At 64.3% G+C, this 20,585-nt stretch carries 24 protein-coding genes and 1 tRNA gene; 22 read left to right on the top strand and 3 right to left on the bottom strand.

Annotation, left to right across the window (positions count from 1 at the left end; all coding sequences use genetic code 11):
• The first annotated feature begins 115 nt into the window (after positions 1–115).
• From rpsB to rpmE, 13 genes are all read left to right on the top strand, one after another.
• Positions 116–865: a 30S ribosomal protein S2 gene (rpsB, locus tag GRI42_RS06460; protein ID WP_160607494.1), complete on the top strand. Its 750-nt coding sequence runs from the start codon at positions 116–118 to the stop codon at positions 863–865.
• Between the two features lie 112 nt (positions 866–977).
• Positions 978–1,904, top strand: coding sequence for a translation elongation factor Ts (tsf, locus tag GRI42_RS06455; protein WP_160607493.1), 927 nt, complete (start codon positions 978–980; stop codon positions 1,902–1,904).
• Positions 1,905–2,288: 384 nt separating this feature from the next.
• On the top strand, positions 2,289–3,014 hold the full coding sequence (gene pyrH / locus GRI42_RS06450) for a UMP kinase (protein WP_160609108.1): 726 nt from the start codon (positions 2,289–2,291) through the stop codon (positions 3,012–3,014).
• A 29-nt stretch (positions 3,015–3,043) separates the two neighbouring features.
• On the top strand, positions 3,044–3,601 hold the full coding sequence (frr, locus tag GRI42_RS06445) for a ribosome recycling factor (RefSeq protein WP_160607492.1): 558 nt from the start codon (positions 3,044–3,046) through the stop codon (positions 3,599–3,601).
• A 136-nt stretch (positions 3,602–3,737) separates the two neighbouring features.
• Positions 3,738–4,379 (top strand): polyprenyl diphosphate synthase, encoded by a 642-nt coding sequence (gene uppS / locus GRI42_RS06440; protein WP_160609107.1) that lies wholly within the window; start codon positions 3,738–3,740, stop codon positions 4,377–4,379.
• A gap of 4 nt (positions 4,380–4,383) precedes the next feature.
• A complete protein-coding gene (locus tag GRI42_RS06435) occupies positions 4,384–5,070 on the top strand; it encodes a phosphatidate cytidylyltransferase (protein ID WP_234033876.1) in 687 nt (228 codons plus the stop codon).
• Positions 5,067–6,224 carry a 1-deoxy-D-xylulose-5-phosphate reductoisomerase gene (gene dxr / locus GRI42_RS06430; RefSeq protein ID WP_160607490.1) on the top strand — a complete coding sequence of 386 codons (1,158 nt, stop codon included), beginning with the start codon at positions 5,067–5,069 and terminating at the stop codon, positions 6,222–6,224. The genes GRI42_RS06435 and dxr overlap by 4 nt, the downstream gene beginning before the upstream one ends.
• Before the next feature lie 25 nt (positions 6,225–6,249).
• A complete protein-coding gene (rseP, locus tag GRI42_RS06425; protein ID WP_160609106.1) occupies positions 6,250–7,359 on the top strand; it encodes an RIP metalloprotease RseP in 1,110 nt (369 codons plus the stop codon).
• Positions 7,360–7,492: 133 nt separating this feature from the next.
• Entirely contained in the window at positions 7,493–10,204 is a 2,712-nt protein-coding gene (bamA, locus tag GRI42_RS06420) for an outer membrane protein assembly factor BamA (protein ID WP_160607489.1), read from the top strand.
• Complete coding sequence (locus GRI42_RS06415) at positions 10,204–10,884, top strand: OmpH family outer membrane protein (protein ID WP_160607488.1); 681 nt, start codon at positions 10,204–10,206, stop codon at positions 10,882–10,884. The genes bamA and GRI42_RS06415 overlap by 1 nt, the downstream gene beginning before the upstream one ends.
• 25 nt (positions 10,885–10,909) lie before the next feature.
• On the top strand, positions 10,910–11,362 hold the full coding sequence (gene fabZ, locus GRI42_RS06410) for a 3-hydroxyacyl-ACP dehydratase FabZ (protein WP_160607487.1): 453 nt from the start codon (positions 10,910–10,912) through the stop codon (positions 11,360–11,362).
• 75 nt (positions 11,363–11,437) lie between these two features.
• Entirely contained in the window at positions 11,438–12,406 is a 969-nt protein-coding gene (locus tag GRI42_RS06405; protein ID WP_160607486.1) for an acyltransferase family protein, read from the top strand.
• A 110-nt stretch (positions 12,407–12,516) separates the two neighbouring features.
• A complete protein-coding gene (rpmE, locus tag GRI42_RS06400) occupies positions 12,517–12,741 on the top strand; it encodes a 50S ribosomal protein L31 (protein WP_160607485.1) in 225 nt (74 codons plus the stop codon).
• A gap of 66 nt (positions 12,742–12,807) precedes the next feature.
• Here the strand turns inward: rpmE and GRI42_RS06395 are convergent, their stop codons facing one another.
• From GRI42_RS06395 to GRI42_RS06385, 3 genes are all read right to left on the bottom strand, one after another.
• Positions 12,808–13,125 (bottom strand): TraR/DksA family transcriptional regulator, encoded by a 318-nt coding sequence (locus GRI42_RS06395; RefSeq protein WP_160607484.1) that lies wholly within the window; start codon positions 13,123–13,125, stop codon positions 12,808–12,810.
• A 69-nt stretch (positions 13,126–13,194) separates the two neighbouring features.
• The gene (locus GRI42_RS06390; protein WP_234033874.1) at positions 13,195–13,617 is read right to left on the bottom strand and encodes a GFA family protein; all 423 of its coding nucleotides are present in this window, start codon (positions 13,615–13,617) and stop codon (positions 13,195–13,197) included.
• A gap of 1 nt (position 13,618) precedes the next feature.
• Entirely contained in the window at positions 13,619–14,254 is a 636-nt protein-coding gene (locus GRI42_RS06385) for a prolyl hydroxylase family protein (RefSeq protein ID WP_160607482.1), read from the bottom strand.
• Positions 14,255–14,449: 195 nt separating this feature from the next.
• Between GRI42_RS06385 and GRI42_RS06380 the strand changes: the two genes are divergently transcribed.
• The 9 genes from GRI42_RS06380 (at position 14,450) to GRI42_RS06345 (ending at position 20,548) form a co-directional block, all read left to right on the top strand.
• Positions 14,450–14,526, top strand: a tRNA-His gene (locus GRI42_RS06380).
• 48 nt (positions 14,527–14,574) lie between these two features.
• The gene (locus tag GRI42_RS06375; protein ID WP_160607481.1) at positions 14,575–15,639 is read left to right on the top strand and encodes a Leu/Phe/Val dehydrogenase; all 1,065 of its coding nucleotides are present in this window, start codon (positions 14,575–14,577) and stop codon (positions 15,637–15,639) included.
• Between the two features lie 65 nt (positions 15,640–15,704).
• Positions 15,705–16,427, top strand: a complete 723-nt coding sequence (gene ccmC, locus GRI42_RS06370; RefSeq protein WP_160607480.1) for a heme ABC transporter permease CcmC — start codon at positions 15,705–15,707, stop codon at positions 16,425–16,427.
• A gap of 1 nt (position 16,428) precedes the next feature.
• The gene (locus GRI42_RS13825) at positions 16,429–16,569 is read left to right on the top strand and encodes a hypothetical protein (RefSeq protein WP_170290004.1); all 141 of its coding nucleotides are present in this window, start codon (positions 16,429–16,431) and stop codon (positions 16,567–16,569) included.
• Positions 16,566–17,027 (top strand): cytochrome c maturation protein CcmE, encoded by a 462-nt coding sequence (ccmE, locus tag GRI42_RS06365; RefSeq protein ID WP_160607479.1) that lies wholly within the window; start codon positions 16,566–16,568, stop codon positions 17,025–17,027. Before GRI42_RS13825 ends, ccmE begins: the two co-directional genes overlap by 4 nt.
• Complete coding sequence (locus tag GRI42_RS06360) at positions 17,024–18,976, top strand: heme lyase CcmF/NrfE family subunit (RefSeq protein WP_160607478.1); 1,953 nt, start codon at positions 17,024–17,026, stop codon at positions 18,974–18,976. Before ccmE ends, GRI42_RS06360 begins: the two co-directional genes overlap by 4 nt.
• The gene (locus tag GRI42_RS06355) at positions 18,976–19,503 is read left to right on the top strand and encodes a DsbE family thiol:disulfide interchange protein (protein WP_160607477.1); all 528 of its coding nucleotides are present in this window, start codon (positions 18,976–18,978) and stop codon (positions 19,501–19,503) included. Before GRI42_RS06360 ends, GRI42_RS06355 begins: the two co-directional genes overlap by 1 nt.
• Positions 19,500–19,904, top strand: a complete 405-nt coding sequence (locus GRI42_RS06350) for a cytochrome c-type biogenesis protein (protein ID WP_160607476.1) — start codon at positions 19,500–19,502, stop codon at positions 19,902–19,904. The genes GRI42_RS06355 and GRI42_RS06350 overlap by 4 nt, the downstream gene beginning before the upstream one ends.
• Positions 19,901–20,548: a tetratricopeptide repeat protein gene (locus GRI42_RS06345; protein WP_160607475.1), complete on the top strand. Its 648-nt coding sequence runs from the start codon at positions 19,901–19,903 to the stop codon at positions 20,546–20,548. The genes GRI42_RS06350 and GRI42_RS06345 overlap by 4 nt, the downstream gene beginning before the upstream one ends.
• Positions 20,549–20,585 lie beyond the last annotated feature (37 nt).

The following is a 20,585-nucleotide window of genomic DNA, read 5'->3' as shown; positions in this document are numbered from 1 at the left end:
CCGGTCATACAGCGGGCAAATCCACATGGAAGGCGCACATACCGGTGCCCGGCCGCGGGATATTCCGCACCACGGGTTCCTGCCTTCCAGAGGTATAACCGGAAAGGAAATGACCATGGCGGCTCCTACCGTCACCATGCAGCAACTGATCGAGGCCGGCGCACACTTCGGCCACCAGACCCACCGTTGGAACCCGCGCATGAAGCCGTACATCTTCGGCGCGCGCAACGGCATCCACATCATCGACCTGTCGCAGTCCGTGCCGCTGTTCGCGCGCGCGCTCGACTTCATCAACCAGACTGCCCGTTCGGGCGGCAAGGTGCTCTTCGTCGGCACGAAGCGCCAGGCACAGGACGCGATCCGCGAAGCCGCGCTCGCCTCGGGCCAGCACTACGTCAACCACCGCTGGCTGGGCGGCATGCTCACCAACTGGAAGACCATCAGCGAGCGTATCAAGTACCTCAAGACCCTCGACGAGCGTCTGGCGGGTGACAACGCCGGCCTGACCAAGAAGGAAATCCTCGACCTGACGCGCAAGCGCGACAAGCTCGAGATGTCGCTTGGCGGTATCCGCAACATGGGCGGTATTCCGGACGTGATGTTCGTGATCGACGCCAACATGGAAGATCTGGCCATCAAGGAAGCCAACGTTCTCGGCATCCCGGTCGTCGCCGTGCTCGACACCAATGTCGACCCGAGCGGTATCGCCTTCCCGATCCCGGGCAACGACGACGCTGCCCGCGCCATCAAGCTCTACTGCGACGCCGTCAGCGAAGCAGCCCGTTCGGGCAAGGGCGAAGGCATCCAGGATTCGGGTGCAGACGTCGGCGCGATGGAAAATCCGCCGGAAGAAGCCGTCGCCTGACCGGCAATTGACTGACGGGCGCGCCATGCGCCCGTCACAATGCGACGATACGCGCCGGGCCGCTCCTCCAGCTGGCCCGGTGCCCGCACACTGATTTGAGAAGGAAAGTATCATGGCTGCATTCACTGCCGCTGACGTGAAGGCCCTGCGCGAGAAGACCGGCGCGGGCATGATGGATGCCAAGAAGGCTCTCGAAGCCGCCAATGGCGACATCGAAGCCGCAGTCGACGCACTGCGCGCCAAGGGCCTGGCAACGGCCCAGAAGAAGTCGAGCCGCACCGCTGCAGAAGGCCTCGTCGGCATCGCCGTCGAAGGCACCAAGGGCGTTGCCGTCGAAGTGAACTCGGAAACCGACTTCGTCGCCAAGAACGACAAGTTCCAGGACTTCGTGCGCAAGACCACGCAGACCGCGCTCGCCACTGCCGGCGACGACGTCGACACGCTCAAGGCTGCTGCTTACCCCGATGGCGGTACCGTCGGCGAAAAGCTGACCGACAACGTCGCGACTATCGGTGAAAACCAGCAGATCCGCCGCATCAAGACCGTCTCGGTCACCAACGGCGTGATCGTGCCCTACATGCACAACGCTGTCGCTCCCGACCTCGGCAAGATCGGCGTGCTCGTCGCTCTTGAAAGCGAAGGCGACAAGGCCAAACTGGAAGAACTGGGCAAGAAGCTTGGCATGCACATCGCCGCTGCTTTCCCGCAGGCGCTGACCGCAGAAGGCCTCGACGCCGAAGTGATCGCGCGCGAGCGTGCCATCGCTGCCGAAAAGGCTGCCGAAAGCGGCAAGCCCGCCGAAGTGCAGGCCAAGATGGTCGACGGCGCGGTCAACAAGTACGCCAAGGAAAACGCCCTGCTCAGCCAGGTCTACGTGATCGACAACAAGACCCCGATCGCGCAGGTTGTCGAGCAGGCCGCCAAGGACGTCGGCGCCAAGGTCGAACTGGTGGACTACGTCCGCTTCCAGCTCGGCGAAGGCATCGAGAAGGAAGAAAGCGATTTCGCAGCCGAAGTGGCTGCCGCCGTCGCCGGCTAAGCCTCCTTCCAGGCAAATTCGAAAAGGGGCTGTCCGCCATGCGCGGGCAGCCCCTTTTTCATGCCTGCGGCCAATTGTGCAGATTAAGGGGTGGGGGGGCGACCCTGCCACAAAACCGACTTTTTTCGCGCGGGAACTCTGCTACATCGCCATCGTCACCTGCGGGCTTTCGCGCGCCCCTGATCCCTTCGGGTCGCACCGTTGAGAGAAATTGGGTAGCCCCCGGGAAACGGGGAGGTGGCACTTCTTTTTCCCTCACGCTCCTGTCGCGCACAACGGCTGCGTCCCGCTTCCGCCAGGGTTCGTGGGGCTTTCCCTTTGCGCGCATCCGTCTTCATGGCTAAGGAGCCGCATCCCACCATTCATACGGATTCTCCGCCTGCCATGACTCTCCCCAAGATGAACCGCGTCCTCCTGAAGCTGTCGGGCGAGGTGCTGATGGGCGACCAGCAGTTCGGGATCGATCCCGCTTTCGTCCTCGAACTGGCGAAGGAAGTTAAGGCGGCCAAGGAAACGGGCCTCGAAATCTGCCTCGTCATCGGCGGCGGCAATATCTTCCGCGGCATGGCCGGGGCGGCGCAGGGCATGGACCGCGCGCAGGCCGATTACATGGGCATGCTGGCCACGGTCATGAATGCGCTGGCAATGCAGAGCGCGCTCGAACAGCTCGGCGTCCAGACCCGCGTGCAGAGCGCGGTCCAGATGGACCAGGTGTGCGAGCCGGTGATCCGTCGCCGTGCCGAACGCCACCTCGAAAAGGGTCGCATCGTGATCTTCGCCGCCGGTGTCGGTGCACCCTATTTCACCACCGACAGCGGTGCTGCGCTGCGCGCTGCCGAAATGAATTGCGACGCGCTGCTCAAGGGCACCAGCGTCGACGGCGTCTACGACAGCGACCCCAAGTCCAACCCGTCGGCCACGCGTTACGAAACCGTGAGTTACGGCAAGGTGCTGGCAGACAATCTCAAGGTCATGGATGCGAGCGCAGTGGCGCTGTGCCGTGACAACGACATTCCGATCGTGGTCTTCTCCATCCGCGAGAAGGGCAATCTGGCGCGCGTCCTGTCGGGCGAGGGCGTCCAGACCGTCGTTACCGATCACACCGCATAAGAACACACGAGAGAGACGAGGAAGCCACCATGGCCAAATACGACAAAGCCGATATCGAGCGCCGCATGAAGGGCGCCGTGGAAAGCCTCAAGGGCGACCTGTCGGGCCTGCGCACCGGCCGCGCCAACACCAGCCTGCTCGATCCGGTCGTGGTCGAAGTCTATGGCGCGATGATGCCGCTCAACCAGGTCGCCACCGTGTCGGCCCCCGAACCGCGCATGCTCAGCGTGCAGGTGTGGGACAAGGCCAATCTGATCGCGGTCGAGAAGGGTATCGCCAAGGCGAACCTCGGCCTCAACCCGATGATCGACGGCCAGACGCTGCGCCTGCCGATGCCCGACCTCACCGAAGAACGCCGCAAGGACCTCGCCAAGCTGGCGGGCGAATATGGCGAGAAGGCCAAGATCGCGATCCGCAACGTGCGCCGCGACGGCATGGAAGCGCTCAAGGACGACGAGAAGAAGAAGGAAATCTCCGAAGACGAGCGCAAGCGTTCGGAGGACGAGGTCCAGAAGCTGACCGACACGCACGTCGCCGAAACCGACGCGGCGGTCGAGAAGAAGGTCCAGGAAATCCTGACGAAGTGAGCCGCGCGGCGCCAGCCTGCCGCGGCCCCGGGCCGTTAGGGCAGGCAGGGGCGCCGATGCGGCCCGCCTTCGCCCTGTGCGATCGGATGGCCCTGTGACCTCTCCCGAAAAGACCGCCCGCCACGTCGCCATCATCATGGATGGCAACGGCCGCTGGGCGAAGCGCAAGCACCTGCCGCGGGTGATGGGCCACAGGAAGGGCGTGGAGGCCGTGCGCGAGCTCGTGCGTAGCCTGAAGGACACCTCGATCGAGTGCCTGACGCTCTACGCCTTCAGCAGCGAGAACTGGAAGCGTCCGGAAGAAGAGGTCGACGACCTGATGAACCTGATGCGCAAGTTCATCAAATCGGACCTGCCCGAATTCATTGCCAATGACGTCCGCCTCAAGATAATCGGCGACTGGCAATCGCTTGCGCCCGATATCGTCGAAATGCTCGAGGATGCGCTGGCGAAGACCGCGCACGGTTCGCGAACGCTGGCCGTCGCACTCAATTACGGGGCGCAGGCGGAAATCGTGCAGGCCGCGGCCAAGGCGGCAGCGGCTGGCGAGGTGACCGAGGAAAGCATTGCCGCCAACCTCTATACCGCCGACTTGCCGCCGCTCGACCTGCTGATCCGCACCAGCGGCGAAGTGCGCCTGTCCAATTTCCTCTTGTGGCAAGCGGCGTATGCGGAAATGATCTTCACCGACGTGTTGTGGCCCGACTTCACGCCGGCGCACCTGATGGATGCGCTCGACCAGTTTGCAGGGCGGGAGAGACGATTTGGGGGACGCTGAGGCCTTGGCGCCGAAAAAGAATGCCGATTTGCCGGTCCGGATCGCCTCTGCGGTCGTAATGCTGGCGGTGGCGATCGGCGCACTTGTCGCAGGCGACCCGTGGCTCGACTGGTTCATCATCGCGGTCGTGCTGGCGACGCTGGTGGAATTCGTCCTGCTGGTGCTGAAGGCGACCGGAAAGGCGGCCAACCGCTTCGTCGGCATCATCGCCGGCACGCTCTACATCGCGGCAGCGGGCATCATCCTGACCCGCTTTCCGGCGCCCATGATTGTTGGCGTGGTGGGAACGGTCATCGCCGTCGATACCTGCGCTTATTTCTTCGGGCGCGCACTAGGCGGGCCGAAGATCGCGCCTTCCATCAGCCCGTCCAAGACCTGGGCCGGCCTGCTCGGCGGTATCGTCGGGGCAAGCACATGGCTTGCGGCTTTCATCTATTTCGCAGCCCGCCAGACGAGCGGCCCGACCACCATGGGCTTCGACCCGCGCGAGACGGGCATCATTGTGCTGATCGGCACGGTGCTGGCGGTTGCGGCACAGTCGGGTGATTTTCTCGAAAGCTGGCTCAAGCGGAAGGCGGGCGTGAAGGACAGTTCGAACCTGATCCCGGGTCATGGCGGCTTCTTCGATCGCACCGACGGCATGATCCCCGTGGTGTTGATTGCAGGCCTGTTCCTCGGCATGCCTGCATGACGCGTAGCATTTCCATCCTCGGCGCCACCGGATCGGTCGGCGCCTCCACGCTCGACCTCGTGCGGCGCAATCGCGGTGAATGGCAGGTGGCGGCGCTGACCGCCCATTCAAACGTCGCGGACCTCTCCCGGCTGGCGCGCGAATTCGAGGCAGAGGTCGCGGTAATCGCGGACGAGCGGCATTACGATGCGCTGAAGGACGCGCTGGCAGGCTCCGGCATCGAGGCTGCCGCAGGGCGCAAGGCGCTGTGCGAAGCGGCTTCGCGCAAGGTCGATATCGTCATGGCGGCCATCGTGGGCTGTGCAGGGCTGGGCCCGGTCATGGCAGCGATCGAGCAGGGCACCACTGTCGCGCTCGCCAACAAGGAAGCGCTGGTGTCGGCCGGCGAGGTCATGACTGCGGCCGTAGCCAAACACGGCGCACGCCTGCTGCCCGTCGACAGCGAGCACAATGCCATTTTCCAGTGTCTTCAGGGCGGCAGGATGGAAGAAGTGCGCACCATTACGCTGACCGCCAGCGGCGGGCCGCTGCGCACCTGGACGAAAGAGCAGCTCGACAAGGCGACGCCTGCACAGGCCATCGCGCATCCCAACTGGGACATGGGCGCCAAGATCAGCGTCGACAGCGCGTCCATGTTCAACAAGGGCCTCGAACTGATCGAGGCGCATCACCTGTTTCCCGTCGGCCTCGACCGCATCCGTATCGTGGTACACCCGCAAAGCGTGATCCATTCGATGGTCGAATATCGCGACGGATCGACGCTGGCGCAGCTCGGGCCTTCTGATATGCGCGTGCCGATCGCCTCCTGCCTCGCATACCCTGCACGCATGGAAACGCCGATGGACCCGCTTGATCTCGCGGCCATCGGCGAGCTGACCTTCCACGCGCCGGACGAGGAGCGGTTTCCCGCCACTCGGCTGGCGCGCGAGGCGGCGCAAGCGGGCGGGGCGGCCCCGGCCGTGCTCAATGCCGCGAACGAGGTAGCGGTGGCGGCCTTCCTTGGAGGTAACATCCCGTTCAGCCGGATTGCGCTAATGGTGGAGCGCATTCTTACGGAAACCGAACTTCCATCACCGCCGCGGACCCTGGAAGAGGTCCTGCGCGTTGACGAGGATGCGCGGATGCGCGCAAGCGCCATGCTGGAGCATTGCTGAGTTGGACGGATCGATCCCCTTCTGGATGTACATCATCGGTTTCCCGCTGCTGCTGGGGCCGCTGGTAACGTTGCACGAACTGGGCCACTATCTCGTGGGTCGCTGGTTCGGGGTTAAGGCGGAAGCCTTCTCGGTCGGTTTCGGCAAGGAAATCGCAGGCTTCACCGACAAACATGGCACACGGTGGAAATTGAGCGCCCTGCCGCTGGGCGGCTATGTCCAGTTCAAGGGCGACATGAACCCGGCCAGCGTTCCCAACCCCGAAGAGATCGCCAATGCGACGCCGGAAGAGCGGGAAGGCAGCTTCCACCATGCCAGCCTCGGCAAGCGTGCGCTGATAGTCTTTGCCGGTCCGGCGATGAACATCCTCGTGACGCTCGCGATCCTCGCCAGCTTTTTCATGATGTTCGGCAAGCCGGTGATCGCCGATCCCGAACAGACCAACGTAGTGGTGCGCTTTTCCGAGGAATCGGCTGCGCGCGATGCCGGGATCGAGGAAGGCGACCGGATCGTCGCCATCGATGGCGACCGTGTGACGGAATTCGACGACATCCAGGACCGGGTCATGATGTACCCGGGCAAGGACATCGTCATGCGCGTGGAACGCGACGGCGGCACGATCGACGTTCCGGTGACCATCGCCGACGTCGAGGAAGAGGACCGCTTCGGCAATGTCTCGCGCATCGGACGCATCGGAATCTATTCCTCGGCCATGTCGTTCGAGCCCGTGGGCGTGATCGAGGCGACGCGTCTGTCGGTGGAGCAGACCGGCAAGCTGGTCGACATGATGGTGACCGGAATCAAGCAGATCGTCGTGGGCGACAGGTCGGTCAAGGAACTGGGCGGACCGGTCACGATCGGCAAGTTTGCCGGCGAACAGTTGAGCCTCGGGCCGCTTGCATTTTTCAACCTGGCAGCGCTGATCTCGCTTAACTTGGCATTCATCAACCTCCTGCCAATCCCGGCGCTCGACGGCGGACACCTGGCATTTTACGCAGCGGAAGCAGTCCGCCGCAAACCGCTGGGCCCCCGTAGTACGGAGGTGGCCTACCGGGCCGGTGTGGCAATCGTGCTTGCACTGATGGTATTCGTCACCTTCATCGATATCGCCAAACTCCCGTTCTTCGGGAATTAGGCGGGGACAGGGCCTTGTGAAGGCGCGTTTGCGGCGTCACACGGCTTGATTGCCTGGCGCGCATGGGGCAGGGGGCCTCCAGACGCTCCGCAAGGCGTCTTTTGTATTTTTGAGGACGGGAACTCCCTTGTCGATGACTGGATTTGCGAACGCCGCGAGCAATAGGAAACCCCACGGCGCGCGTCTCGTCGCCGGACTGCTGGCCGGAACGGTGCTGGCCGGCGTGCCGGTGGTGGCACTGGCGCAGGACACCCAGGAAGGCGAGCAGGCTGCCCCGCAGTCGATGTTCCGTGAAGACACGGTCCGCTCGATCGCCGTTGCCGGTGCCCAGCGTCTCGAACCGCAGACCATCCTGTCCTACATCCGCCTTCGTCCGGGCGATGCCTATACCGCCGCAGCAGGCGACCAGGTCATCAAGGACCTGTCGGCGACCGAACTGTTCTCCACCGTCTCGGTGACGAACAACAACGGCGACGTGGTCATCACCGTGGTCGAGAACCCGGTGATCAACCGCATCATCCTGGAAGGCAACGACCGGATCAAGAACGACAAGATCCTGCCGGAAATCCGCCTCGCGCCGCGCCAGATCTTCACCCGTTCCAAGGTCCGCGCCGACGTTGCGCGCATTATCGAGCTCTACAAGCGCCAGGGCCGCTTCGCCGCCACGGTCGAACCCAAGCTCGTCCAGCTGAGCCAGAACCGCGTCGATATCGTCTTCGAGATCGAGGAAGGTCCCAAGTCGAAGATCCGCCAGATCAACATCATCGGCAACGAGGCGTTTTCGGACGGCAAGCTGCGCGGCGAAATGGTCACCAAGCAGTCGCGCCTGTGGACCTTCTTCAGCTCCAACACGAGCTACGATCCCGACCGCCTGGCCTTCGACCAGCAGCAGCTGCGCACCTTCTACCTGACTCAGGGCTATGCCGACTTTCGCGTCGTTTCCGCCGTCGCCGAGCTGACGCCGGACAAGGAAGACTTCATCATCACCTACGTGGTGGAAGAGGGCGAGCGCTACAAGTTCGGCGATGTGAAGGTCGAAAGCCAGCTGCGCGACTTCGACAGCGACACCATGACCCAGCGCCTGCCGATGCAGAGCGGCGAATGGTACGATGCCGAACGCGTCGAAAACACCGTCGAGCAACTGACCGAACTGGCCGGCACCTTCGGCTATGCCTTCGCCGACGTAGCCCCGCAGTTCACGCGCAATCCGGAAACCCTGACCATGGACGTGACCTTCGCCATCCGCGAAGCGCCCCGTGTCTATGTCGAGCGTATCGACGTCAACGGCAACACGCTGACGCAGGACAAGGTCGTGCGCCGCGAATTCCGCGTGGCGGAGGGCGATGCCTTCAACAGCCTTGCGATCAAGCGCTCGGAAGCGCGCATCAACTCGCTCGGCTATTTCCAGGAAAACTTCGAGATCGCCCAGTCGGAAGGCAGCGCCCCCGACCGCATCGTGCTCGAAGCCAATATCGAGGAACAGCCGACCGGCGAACTGCAGCTGTCGGCCGGTTTCTCCTCGATCCAGAGCTTCATCCTCGCCGGCTCGATCCGCCAGCGCAACTTCCGCGGCCGCGGCCAGACCATCGGCCTCAGCGTCAACTATTCGCGCTATTCCAAGTCGGCGCAGGTGAGCTTTGCCGAACCCTATGTGTTCGACCGCAACATCTCGCTCGGCGCGGACATCTATCACCGCGAATACGACAACGACTTCTTCGCGACCGATTTCAACCGCTACAAGCAGGCGCAGACCGGCTTCAGCCTGCGCGCCGGCGTGCCGCTTTCGGAATACATGTCGCTCGTCGGCAGCTACACGCTGCAGTATGAAGACGTGTCGATCGGCAGCGGCTTCTTCTCGGACATTGACGGCGACGGCGAACCAGAATGCCAGCAGTCGCGCTTCATCTGTGAAGCGGTCGGCACGCGTACCGTGTCGATCCTCGGCGCGACGCTGAACTTCGACAATCTCGACAGCCGCATCCGTCCCACGCGCGGCGAACAGATCAGCATCACCGGGGAATTCGCCGGCCTCGGCGGCAATGTGAAATACCTGCGCATGCGTTCGCGCATGGGCAAGTGGTTCGACCTCGGCAGTGGCCTCATCTTCTCGCTCAACGCGGAAGGCGGCTGGATCCACGCGCTCAGCGAACGTGCGGAGCCCGGCTTCGACGACGTGCGCCTGACCGACCGCTTCTTCCTCGGCGAACCGCAGTTCCGCGGCTTCGACATTCGCGGCGTTGGTCCGCGCGTGGTGCGCCTGCAGTATCTCGACGACGATGCCGATCCGACGACGCCGCGCGTCCTCGAGACGATCGAGCAGTTCCGCGAGACCAAGAACCGCGCCTTCGACGATGCGCTGGGTGGTCGTGCCTATTACCTCGCCCGTGCAGAGCTCGAGATTCCGCTGGGTTCGGGCGTGCGCGAAATGGGCATCCGTCCCTCGCTCTGGGTGGACGTAGGCTCGCTCTTCGCAATCGATACGCCGCAGCTCGACGATTTCCCGAACAGCTTCCAGCGCAGTGTCAGTGGCCAGCTGGTTTATACCGGCCCGCTGTATGACGAGGACGGCGATCCGCTCCTGAATACGGACGGCGATCCGATCATCGGCGACACGTTCGACCAGTTCGATGCCGACGGCAACGCCAACGCCATCTCTCTCGAACCGAGCGGCTATTACCGCGAAGTCCTGTTCGGCGACAGCATCAGCCCCCGCATCACCGCGGGTATCGGGGTCAACTGGAACTCGCCCTTCGGGCCGTTCAGGATCGATCTATCCCAGACGATCAAGAAACAGCCGGGTGACGACACCAAGACCATTTCCTTCAATGTAGGAACGCAATTCTAATGAAACTGATTTCCAAGACGCTCGCCGCTGCGGGCCTTTCCGCCGCCGCAATGGCCGCCACGCCTGCTGCCGCGCAGGTCAGCGGCAACATCGGCATCGTGAGCGCGCCGGCTGCCATCGCCGCCACCACGGCCCGTGCGACCGCCTACCAGCAGATCTCGACGACCTATGCCTCGCAGATCCAGCAGATCCAGCAGAAGCAGCAGCAGGCGCAGACCCTGCTCCAGCAGCTCGACACCAACAAGGACGGCCAGCTCGACGAAGCCGAGCAGCAGGCTGCCCAGAACACACCGCAGGCAACCCAGCTGCAGACGTTGGACCGTGAAAGCGCCCAGCTTTCGGCCCAGATCGACAGCGCCCGCGTCTACGCGATCGAGCAGATTCTCCTGCAGTACAACGCTGCCCTGCAGACCGTCGTCCAGCAGAACAACGTTCAGGTCGTCTTGGCTCCCGACGCCGTCGCCTACTCGGTCCCGGCCGCAAACATGACCGAAAAGGTCGTGGCTGCGCTCAACGCCCGCGTGCCTTCGGTGCAGATCACGCCGCCGCAGACCTGGCAGCCCAGCCAGCAGGCGATCGGTGCCTTCCAGCAGGTCCAGCAGATCCTCATGGTCGCTGCCGCCCGCCAGCAGGCTGCCGCACAGCAGCAACAGCAGCAGCCGGCACCGACCGGCCGCTAAGCAGCGCAAGACAGGGAGCAGGGGCATGAGCGAGACCGGTTTCGACGTCGTCGAGGTGCTGAAGCGCCTTCCGCATCGCTATCCCCTGCTGCTCGTCGACCGCGTCAAGGAACTCGTCCCCGACGAGAGCATCCACGCGATCAAGGCGGTCAGCTTCAACGAAGACTTCTTCCAGGGCCATTTCCCCGGCGCACCGATCATGCCCGGCGTGCTCCAGATCGAAGCGCTGGCGCAGGCCGCCGGCGTGCTCGCGGTGGAAAGCCTCGGCCTCGCAGGGTCGGGCAAGCTGGTGTATTTCATGGCGATCGAGAACGCCAAGTTCCGCGCGCCGGTCACGCCCGGCGTGCTGCTCGACCTCAAGGCGAGCTTCGTCCAGAAGCGTGCCCGCGTGTGCAAGTTCGCAGGCGAGGCCAGCGTCGACGGCAAGGTGACGTGTGAAGTGCAGTTCACCGCGATGATCGCCGACGCGCCGGAATAGGCGCCTCCCAAACGCGCAATCGTCCGCACCGGACGCTAACTGCCTGATAACCCTAATCTGCTAGTAACCGCTGCGATGATGCAGGGTTCACGCTACGCGACTCTCGATGCCATGAGGGGCATGGCCGCGATTGCGGTGATGGTCTGGCATACGCCGGGCGGATCCGACCTCGTGCCCGGCGGTTTTCTAGCGGTCGACCTGTTCTTCGCCATGAGCGGTTTTGTCATCGCGATGAGCTATGGCGAAAGGCTGGCGGCAGGCCTTCCGGCCGCGACCTTCATGAAGCTTCGTATCGCGCGCCTCTGGCCGATGCTCTTCCTAGGGGCGGTTCCTACGGTGCTCGTCGGCGGTTGGGCAGGGTCACTGATCCTCGTGCCCGATCCGGACGCGCGATCGCTCTTCCCGCTCACGCCGGTTTACTGGTCGCTCCTGTTCGAGATGATCGCCTATGTCGTATTCGCCTGCGGGCTCTACCGTCTGTCGACGCGCACGCTTGTCCTGATGTGCGGGACGTGCGGCATCATGCTGGCAGCACTGGTGCTGGGCAAAGGTCCGCCATTCCACGAATTCGGGGCTTTCTGGTTTGCACTGCCGCACGGTCTGGCACGTCTTGCGTTCCCGTTCGTGCTCGGGATGCTCGCATACCGCCATCTCGCCGGAGCCAATGCGGTCCGCAAGGAAACCGCGCTTGCCTGGCTGGTACCGACAGGTGCGGTCGCCGCCATGTGCATGGTGCCGACGAAGGACGATATTGCCGCACTGGCATTTGTTCTGCTTGCAGTCCCTGCTGCCCTGCTCTTCGCGCTGCGGTTCGAAGTGCCGCAGGTGCGGATCGCGGACCGGCTCAGCGACCTGTCCTATCCGCTTTACTGCATCCATGTGACCGGACTTCTGGTGCTCGACGCGGCTGGTGTTCCGGCCAGCCTGTCCTGGGCCTTGCTGATCGTTCTGGCCCTGTATCTCGACAAGATCTGGGACAGGCCAGTCCGCAATTGGCTGCGCGATGTGCTTACGCGGCGGGTACGAAGCCGGCAGCCGGCCTGACCGGGCGAGCGATAAGGCTTGCAAATCGGCGCGTGCGGCGCTACCCGCGCGCCTTCTCCACAAACAGCTGGACCGGTCGGAACCGTTCCGAAGCTATAAGGACGTTTATCATGAAGGCCGAAGGGCACCCCGATTATCACACGATCACGGTCAAGATGACCGATGGTACGGAATTCCAGACGCGCTCGACCTGGGGCAGCGAAGGCGATACGCTGACGCTCGACATCGACCCGACGAGCCACCCGGCCTGGACCGGCGGCAAGCAGCAGATCGCCGAAGGCGGCCGCGTTGCAGCCTTCAACAAGCGTTTCGGCGGCCTTACGCTCAAGAAGTAAGCGTTCCGGCGATCGACAGATCAGGGAAGGGCGGTCCGGTCGGGCCGCCCTTTCTCGTTGGGGATCCTAGTCGGCGCAGTCGATGCAGCGCGTGGCGATCGGGCGTGCCTCGAGCCGCGCGCGGGCGATGTCTTTCCCGCATTTGGCGCAAGTGCCATAGGTGCCGTTCTCGATCCGCTGCAGGGCGTAGCGGATCTGCACGATCTCGGCGCGAAGCACATCGTCGACGCCTTCCAGCGCTTCGTCATCGGCAAGGTCGACCGCCTGCTCGCTCGAATCGGCATCCAGCGGGTGGCGCAGATCGTCCTCAATCACCTCTGCGCGTTCGAGCAGGTCGGCAAGGCGTGTCTTCAGGCGGTCCTGCAGGTCGCTGTATTCGGTCATTCCTCGGTCCCTTCGGTCTGTCTCGCTTCGTAGGCTAGCGCGTAGGATACCCCAAGGGATTGATCGGGATCAATTTCGGTGGCGTTCGAACCGCATTACCCCGACATATCCGTATTCGCCGCCGTCACCTGGGTGGTTCTGGCCATCGAAGACGGGAATCTCCGGCAGGTCGTAGATGGTCATGCCCTCGATACAGGCCAGGTTGATGCCGTAATGATCGGGTTCGGACCGCAGCTGGTGGAACGGGTGGATTCCGCATTTCGAACAGAAGCGGTGCTTCGCCTGCCCGCTGCCGAAGGTGTAGAGGGTGAGCGCGTCTTTCCCCTGCAGGATTTCGCAATCGGCGATCGACACGTCGAGCATTACTACGCCCTTCATGGCGCAGATCGTGCAGTTGCACCGCCGGATCACGGGCTCTGCCGGCATGGTGAAGCGGAACCGCACCGTGCCGCAATGGCAACCGCCTTCGTAAGTCTTGCCGCCCTCGATCATGTCACCAGCTCCAGGGCCTTTCGCGGTACCACTTGGTGATGACATATTTCACGCCGCGCCGCACTTTCATGCCGTGATGGATGGTGTTGGGGTTTTCCCGCCCGTCGGGGCGCCAGTTGTTCCAGCACACCAGCTTGCCCGCTTCGGGCTGGAAGCTCTTGCCGATCGCCTTGAACCGCGTGGCGCCGCCCGCCTCGACATCGTTCAGGTAGACCATGAAGGTCCAAGTCCGCTGGCCCGAGACCGAGCAGAACCTTTCCCAGTCGCGCCCGTCGCGGTTGAAGTAGTCGCAATGCGCCTTGAACTCCTGCCCGACGTCGTAGCGCTGGCCCTGCAGCGGCTCCCCATGCGCGGGATCGATCCCGTTGAGGGCGGCGAAGAGCGCTTCCATCTCGCGCACGGCAGGCTCGTCCGCATCGAGATCGCAGGTCTCGCTGGTCCGGAAATACCGGTCGTCACCCGCATCGGCCAAGGTGGAAGGGCGGCGATCCTTCTCGATCAGGGCGATCAGCCTGGCGCACAACTCGGGACCGACGAAATCGCGCAGCTGGAAAAGCTCCAGCCGGTCGGTGGGTACACGCTGCACGCCGGGGCGCGACAAGAGCAGTAATGCCGAGGATTCGCCGGGTCCGATCATGGCTTTGCACGATAGCTGTGACTGCAAGCCCTGCAAGGGCCTGAAAGATAGTTGCGCAGATGGCCCGCCTGACGCTTTTTCGCTTCCCATTCGAAGCGCATTGTGCAACAGGCACGCGCCGTTGCGGAAGGCGGGTTGACGCCCGGTTCCCCGCGATTATGTGCCGCCTACCCGGCTGCGTTCCGGGGGCGTGTGGCGATCGTAGCTCAGTTGGTTAGAGCGCCGGTTTGTGGTACCGGAGGTCGCGGGTTCGAACCCCGTCGATCGCCCCATTTTTTCCCCATTGCGCAGTCACGTACAACTCCTTGCAGGGGCATGCGATGACGGCTTTCTGGACCGAAGCGGATTACGACGATCACGAGCTGGTGCAGCTCGTACGCGACGCGAAGAGCGGCCTGACGGCGATTATCGCGCTTCATTCCACCCATCTCGGCCCCGGCGCAGGCGGCACGCGTTTCTGGCACTATGCCGAGCCCGCGGATGCCATGCGCGATGCGCTGCGCCTGTCGCGCGGCATGAGCTACAAGAACGCCATGGCCGGCCTGCCCATGGGCGGCGGCAAGGCGGTCATCCTGGCCGGTGCCAACAAGACCAAGACTCCCGAAATGCTCGCGGCCTTCGCGGACGCGGTCGAAGCGCTCGGCGGCAAGTACGTCACGGCCGAAGACGTCGGCATTTCCGAAGCCGACATGGCTGCTGTAGCGCAACGCACCCAGTATGTTTCCGGCCTCCCGGTCGAGGGCGAGGACGCTGCAGGCGGCGATCCCGGTCCGTTCACCGCGCTCGGCATCTTCCTCGGCATCAAGGCCGCGGTGAAGCACAAGCTCGGCAAGGACAGCGTCGAAGGCGTCCACGTCGCGATCCAGGGCACCGGCAGCGTCGGGGGCGGCGTTGCTCGCCTGCTGGCCCGCGACGGTGCGAAGCTGACCGTGTCGGACATCCACATGGACCGTGCAGAAGCGCTCGCCACCGAAATCGGTGCCGACACCGCTGCGCCGGACGCGATCATGTCGGTTACCTGCGACGTCTTCAGCCCGAACGCGCTGGGCGCGATCCTCGACGATGCGGGCATTGCCCGTCTCGATTGCAAGGTCGTTGCCGGCGGCGCGAACAACCAGCTGCAGCGGCCCGAACATGGCCCCATGCTGGCCAAGCGCGGCATCCTCTATGCGCCGGATTACGTTATCAACGCCGGCGGCATCATTTCTGTGACGCTCGAATACCTCTGCCGCAACGACAAGGCGCCCTGCGACATCAACGAGGTGCGCAAGCGTATCGCGCTGATCCCGGGGCGGCTGGAACAGATCTGGCAGGAAAGCGACAGCACCGGCGAATCGCCCGACCAGGTCGCCGACCGCATGGCGCAGGCGCTCATCGGGCGCTGAGACCTTCGATCACCCCTTGCGGGGCAGGGCCGCACCTGTAAAAGCGCGAGCGACGGCTCATTATCATGCACGGCTTTGCCAATCCCAAACGGTTCCTCGGTCTGGCTCGGTGGCTCACCCCGCTGCTGCTGGCCCTCGGCCTGTTGCTGACGGGAATCGCGCTGTTCTGGGGCATGACGTCGGTTCCGCCCGACCGCCTGATGGGCGAAACGGTGCGCATCCTCTTCATCCATGTCCCGACCGCGTGGCTCGGCATGGGCGGGTGGAGCGCGATTGCGATTTCCAGCCTCGTTTTCCTCGTCTGGCGGCACCCGCTGGCGGCCATCGCCGCGCGCGCCGCTGCCGTGCCGGGACTGGTCTTTACCGTGATCTGCCTCGTCACCGGCTCGATCTGGGGCCGCCCGACCTGGGGCACCTGGTGGGTGTGGGACGGCCGGCTCACCAGCATGCTGGTGCTCGCCTTCCTCTACATGGCCTATATCGCGCTCGCCCAGGCGGCGGAACGTGAAGGCGTATCGGCGCGCATCCCGGCCATTTTCGGCCTGCTCGGCGCGATCAACATCCCGATCATCAACCGCAGCGTGGTGTGGTGGAACTCGCTCCACCAGCCGCCCAGCATCACCATGGGCAAGAGCACGATCGACGCGGTCTTCCTGCAGCCGCTGCTGCTCGCGGTGCTCGGCTTCTCGCTGATTTTCGGCGGCGTGGTGCTGGCCCGGATGCGCGCGCTGCTGGCCGACATCCAGGCCGAAGCCCGCCTGCGTCGACGCGCGATGGAGGCGGACTGACATGCGTGAAGCCCTGGACCAGTGGGATTTCGTGGTTGCCGCCTATGTCGTCGCGATCGCCGGCACGCTCGCCATGATTGCGTGGAGCTGGATCGCGATGAAGCGCGCGGAAAAACGGCGCGAGGAGGCGAGGCGCAAGTGAAGGCGAAACACCAGAGGCTGGTCCTGATTGCGCTGGCGCTGGTCGCGCTGGTCGGCGCGGGCCTGCTCGCTGCCTATGCGCTGCGCAACCAGGCGAGCTATTTCTACCTGCCCGAACAGATGGCGGCGAACCCGCCGGAACCCGGACAGGCAGTGCGCCTCGGCGGCATGGTCGAGCCCGGCTCGCTCGAGACGTTGCCGGACGGCGTGACCGTGACCTTTGCTGTTACCGGACGCGAGGATTCGCGCATTCCCGTGCGGTTCGCCGGCATCCTGCCCGACCTCTTCGTCGAAGGTTCGGGCGTGGTGGCGGAAGGCAGGCTTGGGGCGGACGGCACCTTCGTGGCCGACAACCTCCTTGCCAAGCACGACGAGAATTACGTGCCGCGCGAACTGGAAGGCATGAGCGAGCACCAGGCCGCCGAAATGGCCGAAGAGACCACGGTCGGCCTCGAATGATTGCAGAACTCGGCCATGCAGCCCTGTGGCTGGCGGCGGCGCTGGCGTTGCTCCAGCTTGTCGGCGGGGCGCTGGCGCTGCGCGGGGGCGAGGCGGACGGCATTACCGGTCTCGCGCGGCCTGCCGCCGTCCTGCAGGGCGGTCTGGCCGGATTTGCCTTCTTTGCGCTGCTTTATGTCTTTGCCGTCACCGACCTGTCGGTGAAGCTGGTCGCCGCGAATTCGCATTCGCTCAAGCCGCTGATTTTCAAGCTTTCGGGCGCATGGGGCAACCATGAAGGCTCGATGCTGCTGTGGGTGACGGTCATGGCGTTGGCCGGCGGCCTGATCGCGGCGGTGGAGCGCCGCCTGCCTGAAAACACCATGCAGGCCACGCTGGCTGCGCAGGGGTTCGTGGCGCTCGGGTTTTATGCCTTCCTGCTCCTGAGCTCCAACCCGTTCGAACGGCTGCCGGAACCGGCCATGGAAGGCCTTGGCCTCAATCCGCTACTGCAGGACATCGGCCTCGCGCTGCATCCGCCAACGCTTTATTTCGGCTATGTCGGCCTGTCGGTTGCCTTCAGCTTTGCTGTGGGCGCCATGCTGACCCGCTCCGTCACGCCCGATTTTGCCCGCGCCATGCGGCCTTGGGTGCTTGGCGCGTGGGTGTTCCTGACGCTGGGTATCACCGCCGGCAGCTATTGGGCTTATTACGAGCTCGGCTGGGGTGGCTGGTGGTTCTGGGACCCGGTGGAAAACGCCTCGCTCATGCCGTGGCTGGCAGCGACCGCGCTGCTGCATTCGGTGAGCGTGCTCGCCAGCCGCGACGCGCTGCGGGTGTGGACCATCATGCTGGGCGTCGTCGCTTTTTCAATGAGCATGCTCGGCACATTCCTCGTGCGCTCGGGCGTGTTGACGAGCGTCCATGCCTTTGCGGTCGATCCCGAACGCGGCAGCTTCATCCTGGCGCTGCTCGCCATCTATATCGGCGGAGCGCTGCTGCTGTTCGCCCTGCGCGCCTCGTCGATCAGCGAGGGGGAGCGCTTCGCCGTTGCCAGCCGCGAAGGCGCGCTGGTGTTCAACAACGTGATGCTCAGCGCCATCCTGGCGGTGGTGCTGCTCGGCACGCTCTACCCGCTGCTGACCGAGGCCTTCGATGTGCGCGTTTCGGTCGGACCGCCGTATTTCAATCCTGTCTCCGCGATCTTCACCATCCCCATGCTGCTGGCCATGGCAGTCGGCCCGCTGCTGCGCTGGCGCGGGGATAGCTGGGCGCGGATATCGAAGGAACTTGCGCTGATTGCCGCCTTGGTGATCGCGGGCCTCATCTTCTTCGCACTGTTCGAAGGCGGCGCGCTGCTCCCGCTGCTGGGCCTAGCCATTGCAGTGATGCTGGCAGTGGCAAGCTTCCTGCCGCTGAGGGGCCGCAATCTGAAACGCCTTCCCATTGCCGTTTGGGGAATGGTCATTGCCCACTTCGGGATCGCGGTCGCATTGTTCGGCATGGCGAGCGAAAGCGCTTTCTCGACCGAGCGGCTCGCCGCGCTGGAAGTGGGTCAATCGGCCACGGTCGGCCCGTGGGAAGTCGAACTTGCATCGGTTCAACCTGTTGCAGGGCCGAACTGGACCGCAATCGAGGGCAGAATGCTCGCCAGTTACCGGGATGGTGAAGCCCAGCCGATCGCACCGCAGTCGCGCAATTTCTGGGCTCCGGCGCAGCAGACCACCGAAAGCGTGCTGCTGACCCGCTGGAACGGGCAGCTCTATGCGGTGATGGGTAACGAGGCGAATGACGGCCGCTGGCAGCTCAGGCTCTGGTGGAAGCCCTTCGTGACCTTCATCTGGTACGGCGGCATGCTGGTCGCGCTGGGCGGTGTTCTCGCCATTATCGGCAGGGTGCAGCAGGACCTCAAGCGGCGCTCGATCCGGCGCATGGGCGCGGTGCGTCGCGCGGACATGGGGACGGTGTGATGGGCTGGCGCATGTGGCTTCCGCTGATGTTCTTCGCCCTGTTTCTGGGGCTGGCGGCCTATCAGCTGACCCAGCCGAAGGACGAATTCGTCGAAAGCAGGATGATCGGCCAGTCGCTGCCCTATTTCGATCTTCCCGCTGCGACCGACGGATTGCCCGGGGTCAGCAGCAAGGACTTCGCCGACGGCAAGCCCCGCCTGCTCAATATCTGGGCCAGTTGGTGCCTTCCCTGCATCGCCGAGGCGCCGCAGCTCGAAGCTCTGAAGGAACAGGGCGCGGACATCGTCGGCGTTGCCATCCGCGACGATCCGGCAGACGTGGCCGAATTCCTCGCGCGCCACGGGAATCCCTATTCGCGTATCGGTCGTGACGACCTGTCCGAAGTACAGCTGGGCATCGGGTCTTCCGGTGTACCGGAAACCTTCGTGATCGATGGCAAGGGAACGATCACCTACCAGCACATCGGCGACATCCGTGCAGACGACGTACCGGTCCTGCTCGAGAAACTGCGCGAGGCCGGGCAATGAGGGGGCTGCTCGCCCTCTTGCTGGCGGCCATGGCCATGCCGCTCGTCGCGCAGGGCAATGCGCCGCCTGCGCCCTATGCCTATCGCCAGCTGGACGATCCGGCGCAGGAAGCCGCTGCGCAGGAACTCATGGAGACGCTGCGCTGCCTGAAGTGCCAGTCGCAGTCGATTGCCGACAGCGATGCGCCGATGGCGGGCGATATGCGCCACCAGGTCCGAATCCGTATTGCCGCAGGTGAGAAACCGGAGGACATCCGGTCCTGGCTCATGCAGCGCTACGGTGATTACGTGAGCTATGCGCCGGTCGTCAGCGCGCGTACTTGGCCGCTCTATGCGTTGCCGGTCGTGTTCCTGCTTATCGTCGGCGCGATCCTATGGCGCCGCTTCCGGAGGCGCGCATGAGCTGGCTGCCGATCGTTGCTCTGGCGCTCGTCGTCTGCGTGGTTGCGGCATTCCTGTTGAAGCTGCCGCGTGCCTCGTGGACGATCCTTGGGGCCGCCCTTTTGGTCGGCCTTGCCGGCTATGCGATCGAAGGGTCTCCCGGGCAGGCCGGATCCCCCAAGGACGCAGCGCGCATGCAGGCCGAAAGCGGCGAACTCATCGTTGCTGCCCGGCGCCAGTTCTTCGGGAAGGGACAATTGCCGAGTCGCTGGGTGGTAACCGGGGACGGCTTCGCTCGCCGCGGTGATTTCACGCAGGCTTCCGGTCTTTATGCCAACGCCACCGAAGAGAATCCGGCGGATACCGAGGCCTGGCTCGGCCTCGGCATTGCACTCGTCGAGCATGCCGAGGGCAATCTTACGCCCGCAGCTCTGCATGCTTTCGAGAAAGCGGCTGCACTTTCGCCCGAGAACGGCGGGGCGCGCTACTTCCTCGGCCTAGCTTGGCTGCGCGCGGGCGAAGTGGGCAGGACGCGCGAGCTCTGGGCCGAAGCGCTCGAGGCTGCACCTGCCGATGCCGAGTGGCGCGAATTGCTGGCGTTGCGGCTGGAAAGGCTCGATGCGATCATCGAAATGGCCCAGGAACAGGGCGATACCGCTCCGTGACAGGCGCTACGCTCGCCATTGCGGGCGATGCGCAGCG

Origin of the sequence: Qipengyuania gaetbuli, from assembly GCF_009827315.1 — a bacterium.
Lineage (GTDB): Bacteria > Pseudomonadota > Alphaproteobacteria > Sphingomonadales > Sphingomonadaceae > Qipengyuania > Qipengyuania gaetbuli.
The sequence above is the reverse complement of the archived record's forward strand: the minus strand, read 5'-3'. Positions and strand labels throughout refer to the sequence as shown.